The 9,876-nt window shown below is 68.7% G+C and carries 9 protein-coding genes; 4 read left to right on the top strand and 5 right to left on the bottom strand.

The annotated features are described in order from the left end of the window. Together AX669_RS09520 and AX669_RS09515 are read left to right on the top strand one after the other, a co-directional pair. Positions 1-1,098: ferredoxin reductase (locus AX669_RS09520; protein WP_062258093.1), on the top strand; the 1,098-nt coding region annotated here is incomplete at its 5' end. 114 nt (positions 1,099-1,212) lie between these two features. Further along, positions 1,213-2,376, top strand: a complete 1,164-nt coding sequence (locus AX669_RS09515; RefSeq protein ID WP_038570627.1) for an acyl-CoA desaturase — start codon at positions 1,213-1,215, stop codon at positions 2,374-2,376. 449 nt (positions 2,377-2,825) lie between these two features. On the opposite strand, the gene AX669_RS09510 is transcribed toward AX669_RS09515, so the two are convergent. Genes AX669_RS09510 through AX669_RS09495 form a run of 4 tightly spaced genes read right to left on the bottom strand, consistent with a single transcriptional unit; the run spans position 2,826 to position 5,321 of the window. Then, entirely contained in the window at positions 2,826-3,131 is a 306-nt protein-coding gene (locus tag AX669_RS09510; protein WP_038567630.1) for an AzlD domain-containing protein, read from the bottom strand. Next, entirely contained in the window at positions 3,128-4,036 is a 909-nt protein-coding gene (locus AX669_RS09505) for an AzlC family ABC transporter permease (RefSeq protein ID WP_062258085.1), read from the bottom strand. Before AX669_RS09505 ends, AX669_RS09510 begins: the two co-directional genes overlap by 4 nt. Further along, complete coding sequence (locus tag AX669_RS09500; RefSeq protein ID WP_062258083.1) at positions 4,033-4,530, bottom strand: dihydrofolate reductase; 498 nt, start codon at positions 4,528-4,530, stop codon at positions 4,033-4,035. The genes AX669_RS09505 and AX669_RS09500 overlap by 4 nt, the downstream gene beginning before the upstream one ends. Further along, positions 4,527-5,321: a thymidylate synthase gene (locus AX669_RS09495; protein WP_062258080.1), complete on the bottom strand. Its 795-nt coding sequence runs from the start codon at positions 5,319-5,321 to the stop codon at positions 4,527-4,529. The genes AX669_RS09500 and AX669_RS09495 overlap by 4 nt, the downstream gene beginning before the upstream one ends. A 130-nt stretch (positions 5,322-5,451) precedes the next feature. Here AX669_RS09495 and dapA point away from each other — a divergent pair, with 130 nt between their 5' ends. After that, on the top strand, positions 5,452-6,342 hold the full coding sequence (dapA, locus tag AX669_RS09490; protein WP_062258078.1) for a 4-hydroxy-tetrahydrodipicolinate synthase: 891 nt from the start codon (positions 5,452-5,454) through the stop codon (positions 6,340-6,342). After that, positions 6,342-8,021 carry a ribonuclease J gene (locus tag AX669_RS09485; RefSeq protein WP_062258077.1) on the top strand — a complete coding sequence of 560 codons (1,680 nt, stop codon included), beginning with the start codon at positions 6,342-6,344 and terminating at the stop codon, positions 8,019-8,021. Before dapA ends, AX669_RS09485 begins: the two co-directional genes overlap by 1 nt. Before the next feature lie 283 nt (positions 8,022-8,304). Here the strand turns inward: AX669_RS09485 and AX669_RS09480 are convergent, their stop codons facing one another. Beyond that, positions 8,305-9,870 carry an aminotransferase class V-fold PLP-dependent enzyme gene (locus tag AX669_RS09480; RefSeq protein WP_062258075.1) on the bottom strand — a complete coding sequence of 522 codons (1,566 nt, stop codon included), beginning with the start codon at positions 9,868-9,870 and terminating at the stop codon, positions 8,305-8,307. Between the last annotated feature and the right edge of the window lie 6 nt (positions 9,871-9,876).

Below are 9,876 nucleotides of genomic sequence, written 5' to 3'. Positions count from 1 at the left end.
CGGCGGGCCTCCGCCCGCCTGAAGCATCTCGCCTGGAACGCCGTGCGCACCCTGACGACGCCGCTGCTGCCCGACGACTACCTCGACCTCGTCGACCCGCTGCGCAGCCCCCGCTACCTGCGCGCCCGCGTCGTCGACGTGCACCCCGAGACGGCGGACGCCGCGACCGTCACGCTGCAGCCGGGCCTCGGTTGGGCAGGGCACGTGCCGGGGCAGTTCATCCGCGTCGGCGTCGACGTCGACGGGGTGCGCCTGTGGCGTGCGTACTCGGTGACGTCGGGGCCGCGCGACGACGGGCGCATCACGATCACCGTCAAGTCACTCTCCGGCGGGCTCGTCAGCTCCCACCTGCACGAGTCGTTGCGCTCCGGCCAGATCGTGCACCTCGAACAGGCGAGCGGCGAGTTCGTCTGGACGGGAGGTGTCGAGCCGACGCTGTACGTCACTGGCGGCTCCGGCATCACCCCCGTCATGGGCATGCTGCGCCACCGTCTCGCCGCCGAGGGCGAGCGTTCCGACGGCGAACGCACGCACGACATCGTCGTCGTGCACTCGGCCGGCCACCCCGAGGACGTCATCTTCGCCGACGAGCTGCGCGGGCTGCACGAGCGTGGCGCCATCACCCTCGTCGAGCGCCACACACGCCTCGAGGGCCGGCTCGAACCGGCCGAGCTCGACCATCTCGTACCCGACTGGCGCGATCGTGAGGTGTACGCGTGCGGCCCCGCCGGGATGCTGCGGATGCTGCGCGAGTTCGCCGAACTCAATGGCGTCGAGGACAAGCTGCACACCGAGAACTTCGTCGTCGAGCTCGCCGAACCGGGGGAGGGCGGCACCGCGACCATCGTCATGGGCACGACGACGCGGGAGGTCGCCGTCAGCGGCGAGACGTCGATCCTCGACGCGGCCGAGGCCGCCGACATCCTCGTGCCGAGCGGATGCCGCATGGGCATCTGTTACGGCTGCGTGCTGCCGCTGCGTTCCGGCGCGGTGCGCGACATGCGCACCGGCGAGGTGACGAGCGGCACTGACGGCGACGGCGTCATGGTGCAGACCTGCATCTCCTCCGCCGCCGGGGACTGCACGATCGGACGCTGAATTCGACGCCTGTGCAGGGCGCCGGCCGGGCGCGAGATCGGCTCGGGCGCCTCACGACGAACCACGACCATGACGAACCGCACGACGAGAACGACGAAGAAGGATGGCTGTCGCATGACCGCACTGCAGAAGAAGGACCACAACCCGATCGCTCACCTGAGCCGCGCCGACATCGAGCGTCTCGGTGAGGAGCTCGACGCGGTGCGTGCACGGGTCGTCGAGAGCCGGGGCGAGAAGGACGCGGCGTACATCCGTCGTGTCATCCAGGTGCAGCGTGGCCTCGAGATGGGGTCGCGGGCACTGTTGTTGTTCTCGAAGAAGAAGCCGGCGTTCGTCATCGGGACGGCGGGGCTCGCCGTGGCGAAGATCCTCGAGAACATGGAGATCGGCCACAACGTCATGCACGGCCAGTGGGATTGGATGCGCGACCCGAAGATCCACTCGAGTACGTGGGAGTGGGACAACGCCTCGCCCGCCGACCTGTGGAAGCACAGCCACAACGAGCTGCACCACACGTACACGAACGTCATCGGGCGCGACAACGACCTCGGGTTCGGCATCATGCGCGTCGACGAGGATCAGAAGTGGGTGCCGTTCTACCTCGCACAGCCGATGTGGAACTTCATCAACGCGTGCTTCTTCGAGTACGGCATCGCCGCGTACGACCTGGAGATCGGCAAGTACCTCAAGGGGCGCAAGGACAAGGACGTATTCGCCCGCGACGGTCGCAAGGTGCTGCACAAGATCCGTGAGCAGGTGACGAAGGACTACATTGCGCACCCGCTGCTCTCGGCGCTGACGGGGTCGGGCAAGCAGACGATCAAGGCGAACTTCATCGCGAACCTCACGCGCAACCTCTGGACACACTCGGTCATCATGTGCGGACACTTCCCGAGTGGTGTCGAGACGTTCACGAAGAAGTCGATCGTCGGGGAGACGCGCGGCGACTGGTACCTGCGCCAGATGCTCGGTTCGGCGAACATCAGCGGTTCGCGGGCCATGCACATCGCGACGGGCAACCTGAGCTACCAGATCGAGCACCACATGTTCCCCGACCTGCCGAGCAACCGGTACGCGGAGATCAGCGAGCAGGTGCAGGACATCGCTCGCCGCTACGGGTTGTCCTACGTGACGGGGCCGCTGCCGAAGCAGATCGCGTCGGCCTGGTGGGCGATCATCCGCCTGTCGCTGCCGAACGAGTACGCCGCGAAGCTCGAGCGGAAGCCCCAGAACGTCACGCAGCTCGTGCAGCGGCAGGTGCAGCCCCAAGCCGCCTGAGTCTCGCCATGGGCTCACGAGCACCTCCTTGCTCGCTTTGCTGCCGAGGAGGTGCTCGTCTTGGCCACTCTGAGGATGCCAGATGTCGATGAGGTCGTCCACGAGCGCCTGCGCCGTCAGGCTGCGGAGCCTGGACGTTCCGTCGAGGCCGAGGTGCGGGCGATTCTCGCGGCAGCGACCCACGTGCCGGAGAAGAATTTCTTGCAGACGCTGCGTGAGCGCACGCGACCGCCCACGTTCTCGCGAGTGCTACGTCGGTCGGGCGAGTCATGGGAACGGCGGATGCCCAGATCGCCGGTATCGCTCTGGCCGCCGGCTCTGCACTCGCCACGCGCAACGCGCAGGATTTCGCCGGGGTCGGCGGGCTGCGCCTCATCGATCCCCTCGAAAGCTCGTCCTGAGGTCTCACTCCACCATAGGGAGCGAGATCTGAATCCAGGAGCGTCGGCTCAGAACAACCGGATGATCGCGGCCGTCGCGGCCGCGACGATGACGACGACGATGAACGGCGCGCGCAGAACCAGGGCGATGATCGCTGCGACGGCCGCCGCTGCGCGCGCGTCGATGACGACCCGGCCGCCGTCGCCGACGAACGCCTGGACACACACGAGGCCGGTGAGCAACGCCACCGGTAGCAGCGCGACGATGTTCGACGTCCGCTTGCCCTCGAGGTAGCGCGGCGGCACGAGATAGCCGATGAACTTGAGCACGAACGACAACGCGCTCGCGAGCAGAACCGTCGTCCATGTGCTCATGTCGTCGATCCGATCCGGCCGGCGTCGGACGGGCCACCGGGCGTCGCGCCGTCACCGGGCGCATCGGCGCGAGACGTCTCGACGCCGGGAACGTCGGCGCTCGACTCGCCGTCGGCTGAGGGGGAATCGTGCCGTGTGGAGTACCACCAGCCGACGACGACGGCCGCGACGACCGTCGCGAGAACGGGCACGCCGGCCTGCGTGAGCGGCGACAACCCGAGCGCGATGCACGCGGCGAGCGCCGCCGTCACCTTGCCCTGCAGCGTGCCGAGGCGCGGCCACAGCAGCGCCATGAAGGCGCCGACGGCGGCGGCGTCGAGGCCGTACTTCTTCGGGTCGCCCATCGCGTTGCCGGCGACTGTGCCGACGAACGTCATCGTGTTCCACATGACGTAGACGCCCAGGCCCGTCCACCAGAATCCGGTGCGTGACAACTGTTCGGTGGGGCGCCCGACCGACATGGCGGCCGACTCGTCGATCGTCACCTGCGCGGCGAGGAGGCGCCGCAGCCCGCGCGGGCGTAGGAACTGGTTGATCTGCAGACCATAGATGCCGTTGCGCACGCCGAGCAGTGACGACGTCGCGACGGCCGACGCTCCCGACCCACCGCCACCGAGCACCCCGACGACGGCGAACTGCGAACCGCCGGAGAACAACAGCAGCGACAGCGCCATCGTCTGCCAGGTCGTGAGGCCCGCAGCGATGGCGAGCGCGCCGAAGCTGACGCCGGACACGCCCGTCGCGATCGCGAGGGAGACCGAGTCCTTCTTGACGGCCGCGGCGTCCTCGTGGAGGGCGTCGGGATGGTCGTGGTCGGAGTGGTCGCCAGGGGTGTGCGCCGTCCGGTGATGACGGACGTCGACGGGCGCGTCACCTCCCGACGTCTCGTGCCGGGCGTCGCTCACGAGGTGCGGCGTTCGTACATGACGAGCGTGAACCCGTCGCGCGGTGCGCGCTGCGTCTCGACCCACACGGCCGGGTCGATCGTGGGAAAGTGGGCGTCGCCCTCAGGCGCGAGGGGGATCTCGCTGATGAGCAGACGGGTGACGTGGTCCATCGTCGCGGCGTAGATCTGCGCGCCGCCGACGACGAACGCGTCCTGGCCGGCGACCTGTTCGAGGGCTTCGTCGACAGAGTGAACGACGGTGACGGACGTGTCGTCACGCGCCGGCTGTGCGGGGGCGAACTCGGGATCGTGCGTCACGACGATCGAGCGGCGCCCGGGCAGGGTGCCCATCGTCGCGAACGTCGTGCGCCCCATGATCATGGGGTGAGCCATCGTCGTCGCCTTGAAGTGCGCGAAGTCGGCGGGGATGTTCCACGCCATGTCGCCGCCCGTGCCGATGACGCCGTTCTCGGCGACGGCGGCGATGCTCGTCAGCTGGGGCGCATCGCTCATACCGCCACCTGGGCCTTGATCGCGGGGTCGGCCTCGTAACCGTCGAGGCGGATGTCATCGAGCTCGAACGCGTCGAGCGCCGTCACGTCGGGGTTGAGCACGAGCGTCGGCAGCGTCTTCGGCGTACGTGTCAGCTGGAGGCGCGCCTGGTCGAGGTGATTGACGTAGAGGTGCGCGTCGCCGAGCGTGTGGACGAAATCGCCCACCGCGAGGCCCGTGACCTGCGCGACCATGTGGGTCAGGAGGGCATACGAGGCGATGTTGAACGGGACGCCGAGGAAGACGTCACCACTGCGCTGGTAGAGCTGGCACGACAGCTTTCCGTCGGCGACGTAGAACTGGAACATCGTGTGGCACGGCGGCAGCGCCATGTCGTCGACGTCGGCGACGTTCCACGCCGAGACGATGTGACGACGGCTGTCGGGGTTCGTGCGAATCGACTCGACGACGCGCGCGATCTGGTCGATCGTCTCGCCGTTCGGCGTCGGCCACGAGCGCCACTGGTGGCCGTAGATCGGCCCGAGGTCACCGTCGGCGTCGGCCCATTCGTCCCAGATCGAGATCTTGCGCTCGTGCAGCCATGCGACGTTCGTGTCGCCGCGGAGGAACCACAGCAGTTCGCCGAAGATCGAGCGCAGGTGCAGCTTCTTCGTCGTGAGAACGGGAAACCCCTGGGACAGGTCGAAGCGCATCTGATGACCGAAGACGCTGAGCGTCCCCGTGCCCGTGCGGTCGTCCTTGCGGGTGCCCTCGTCGAGAATGCGCCTCAGCAGTGCGTGATATTGCTCCACGCGCCTCACTGTAGGACGCGCCGGTGACAAGGCGCCTGCGGCGTCCGCTTCGTGGTGGCGAGTTGGTGGTGGCGACGTCGCGCGCGGCGGGCGTCCGCACACGTGGACGCTCGTGCACTAACCTGGGCGCATGACGACGACGACACCTTTCGGGCGCATGGTCACGGCCATGGTGACGCCCATGAAACCGGACGGCTCGATCGACTACGACGGAGTGAAGAAGCTCGCCGAGCACCTCGTCGCGAACGGGCACGACGGCCTCGTCGTCAACGGCACGACGGGGGAGTCGGCGACGACGACCGACGAGGAGAACATCGAGACGGTGCGCGCCGTCGCCGACGCCGTCAAGGGCCGCACAGCGATCACCGCCGGGGTCGGTACGAACGACACCGCGCACTCGGTACGCGCCGCCAAGGCACTCGCGGACGCTGGGGCGGACGCCGTCCTCGTCGTCACGCCGTACTACAACAAGCCGACGCAGGCGGGCATCGTCGAGCACTTCAAGGCCGTCGTCGGCGCCACCGACCTGCCGGCCATGGCCTACGACATCCCCGGGCGCTCGGGGACGGCGCTCGCGAGCGACACGATCCGTCAGCTCGCGACGATCGACCAGGTGCGCGCGGTCAAGGATGCCAAGGGCGACTTCTTCGAGGCGACGAAGCTCATGGACGAGACCGATCTGCTGTGGTACTCGGGCGACGACGTCGTCAACCTCGCGTGGCTCGCGCTCGGCGCAGTCGGCGTCGTCTCCGTCGTCGGCCACGTGGCAGGCAACGAGTTCCGCGCGATGATCGACGCTGTCGACGCGGGCGACCTCGCGACGGCGCGCGCCATCCACACCAAGCTCATCCCCGCGATCGACGCGCTGATGAACACCTCCCAGGGCGCCATCATGGTGAAGGCCGCCCTCAAGGAGCAGGGCGTCATCAACTCCGACGCCATCCGCCTGCCGCTGCTGCCCGCGGACGAGGCGATGTACGCCGTCCTGCGTGACGGCCTGACGAAGGCGGGGCTGCTGTGATGAAGAGTCCGCTCGAACTCGGCCCGCCGCCCGCGCTGGCGAAGAACGGTGCGCGCATCATCGCGCTCGGCGGTCTCGGCGAGGTCGGCCGCAACATGACGGTCGTCGAGTACGGCGGACGCCTGCTCATCATCGACTGTGGTGTCCTCTTCCCCGAGGATCACCCGGGCGTCGATCTCATCCTGCCCGACTTCGACTACCTCAAGGATCGCCTCGACGACATCGAGGCCATCGTTTTGACGCACGGTCACGAGGACCACATCGGCGCGGTGCCGTACCTGTTGCGCATGAAGAACGACATCCCGCTCATCGGCTCGACGCTGACGCTCGCGCTCATCGAGGCGAAGCTCAAGGAGCACCGCATCCGCCCGTACACGATGGCGGTGAAGGAGGGCCAGCGCGAGAAGATCGGCCCGTTCGACTGCGAGTTCGTCGCCGTCAACCACTCGATCCCCGACGCGCTCGCCGTCTTCGTCCGAACCCCCGCAGGCAACCTGCTGTGCACCGGCGACTTCAAGATGGACCAGCTTCCGCTCGACGGCCGCATCACCGACCTGCGCGCGTTCGCGCGGCTCGGTGAGGAGGGCGTCGACCTGTTCCTCACCGACTCGACGAACGCCGAGGTGCCCGGCTTCACGACGCCGGAGAAGGACATCACGCCCGCGATCGAGCGCGTCTTCGAGAAGGCGGAGCGACGCATCATCGTCGCCTGCTTCTCCTCGCACGTGCACCGCGTGCAGCAGGTGCTCGACGCCGCCGAGGCCCACGGGCGCAAGGTCGCGATGGTCGGGCGCTCGATGGTGCGCAACATGACGATCGCCGCCGACCTCGGCTACCTCAAGGTGCCCGACAACGTGCTCGTCGACATCAAGAAGCTCGAGCAGATGCCCGAGGACAAGCAGGTGCTTATCTGCACCGGCTCGCAGGGTGAGCCGATGGCGGCGCTGGCGCGCATGGCGAACCGCGACCACCGTATCGACGTGGGGGAGGGCGACACCATCCTCATGGCGAGCTCGCTCATCCCGGGCAACGAGAACGCCGTCTACGGCCTCATCAACGGCCTCATGCGTCTCGGCGCCAATGTCGTGCACAAGGGCAACGCGATGGTGCACGTCTCGGGCCACGCCTCCGCCGGCGAGCTGCTGTACTGCTACAACGTCGTCAAGCCGAAGAACGTCATGCCGATCCACGGCGAGTGGCGTCACCTCGTCGCCAACGGCAAGCTCGCCGCCGCGACGGGTGTGCCGAGCGACCAGGTGCTGCTCGCCGAGAACGGCGTCGTCGTCGACCTCGTCAACGGCAAGGCTGCCATCACGGGCGCGGTGCCGGTCGGGTACGTCTACGTCGACGGTTCGCTCGTCGGTACGACCGACGAGGACATGCTCAAGGACCGCCGCATCCTGCGTGACGAGGGCTTCGTCACCGTCATCGTCGTGCGCGACGCGAAGACGGGCGCGATCCTCGCCGGCCCGGACATCCGCACGCGCGGCTTCGCCGAGGGCGACGAGGTGTTCGACCGCGTCCGGCCGAAGATCGAGCAGGCGCTGCTCGAGGCACGCAACAAGGGTGTCAAGGACAGCCACCAACTGCAGCAGGTCATCCGGCGCGCCGTGGGCGGTTTCGTCGGCGGCAAGCTGCGCCGCCGACCGATGATCATCCCGGTGGTCATCGACGCCTGACGCTTCGGGGGTATGTCAGGGGGTCGTGTGAGGCGGCTGAGATCGCCTCTGGCTGCCATCTCGGATGAATGAAGGGTGCGACGCGTGTGACGCGTCGCACCCTTCGTCCGTTGGGGTGCAACTGGATTCGAAATGGACGTCGAGGTTTGTTATTGAGCGTGGTCAAAAAAACTCGCATGAGCGCGCGAGCGGGCCCTTCGACAGGAGCCACCGCGTCGGCATCCCGTATCTGACGAAATGCGGCGGTGAGCCCCTCGCTGGGGCCCACCGCCGCTCGTTCTCCTCACCAGGGGCGGGGCTCTGAGAGGTCTCGTCGGTCGGTGACGGGGCTCCACCCGAGGCCCGGGGTGTGGGTGTAGTCGAAGGTGGGCCCATGGGTGACGAGAGCACGCACGGCGTCGACGAGGCGTCGTGCGTGCTCTGTCGTCGTGGCGAGACCGATCGAGGCGCGCACTGCCGTCGCGCCCTCGCCGAGGCGCGCGTCGCAGAGCAGGTGAGCGCAGAATCGCCCGTCGCGCACAGCGATGCCGTGCTCGTCTGCGAGCACCTGAGCGACGAGCGTCGGGTCGTATCCGGCGACGGTGAACGTCGTGACGCCGACGTTGTCGCTCGCATTCCGCCTTGGCGCGCCATCGTCGAGGTGAGCGTCCGCGGCATTCTGCTCGTCGAAGAGTTCGACGATCCTCACGCCGTCGATCGAGGCGAGACCGTCGCGGACGATGGCGTGGATCTTCTCCTCGCGCGCCTCGGCTTCGCCGCGCTGCGCGGACAGCGTCGAGGCTGCGGCCGCGAGCGCGATGGCCCCGACCGCGTTCGGGGTGCCGCCCTCGTGGCGTGCGGGCGCGGGCGCCCAGGCGACGTCGCCGGCGCCTGACGCATCTTCGCTGACGCGGTGGCTCGCGCCGCCGGCGCGGAAGTACGGAGGGGCGGTGTCGAGCCAGTCGCGGCGCCCGACGAGGGCTCCTGAACCGTACGGCGCGTAGGCCTTGTGGCCGGACAGAGCGACGTAGTCGATGCCCCAGGCGTCGATGTCGACGCGGCGGTGCGGGGCGAGCTGCGCGGCGTCGAGAGCCGTCCGCGCCTCATGCCGGCGGGCGACGGCGGCGAGGCGCTCGATGGGCCACACCTCGCCCGTCACGTTGCAGGCGCCGGTGATGAGGACCAACACGGGAGCATCGTTGTGGGCGCGGAATTCCGCCAGAGCGACGTCGAGGTAGCCCTCAGCCTCGGCGTGAGAGTGAGGGATCGGCAGCCGCGTCGTCCGCTCGTCCGCCCACGGCAGCAGCGCCGCGTGGTGCATCGAGCGGAACACGAAGACCTGCGTCTGTTGCGGCAGACAGTGAGCCAACAGGTTGAGCGCGTCCGAGGTGTTGCGCGTGAAGACGGTGACGTCGTCCTCGCGCGCGCCGACGAACGCGGCGACCTCCTGCCGAGCCTCCTCGTACCACCGGGTCGTCAGCTGCGACGCCCGTCCCGCACCGCGATGCACCGAACCGTACGTGCGCAGGGTCGTGTCGACGGCCCGCGCGGCGGCCTGCAGCGCGGGAGCCGTCGCGCCGTGGTCGAAGTTCGCGTGCTCGACGACGCGCCCGTCGAGCGTCGCGACGCCGAGATCGGCGCCGATCGTGGCCAGGGCGGCATTGGCCTGCTGCGGCGCGTCCGCGCGATGATAGGTAGCCGTGGGCGTCTCGCGACGGGACCCGCCGGGGTGCGCGGGCTGGGTGTGGTGACGCTCGGGGTCCGCGACGGGAGTCCCGGGGGTTACGGCGTGAGCGGGGCGGGTCGTGTGGCTCGCAGCGTGGCGGCGCGCGTCGGAGTCAAGGATCGAGAGAATGGCAGAACGGGGCATCGAGGC

The organism is Dermacoccus sp. CCH2-D9 (genome assembly GCF_001556795.1).
GTDB classification, from domain to species: domain Bacteria; phylum Actinomycetota; class Actinomycetes; order Actinomycetales; family Dermatophilaceae; genus Dermacoccus; species Dermacoccus nishinomiyaensis.
This window is presented reverse-complemented; position numbering and strand designations above follow the sequence as displayed.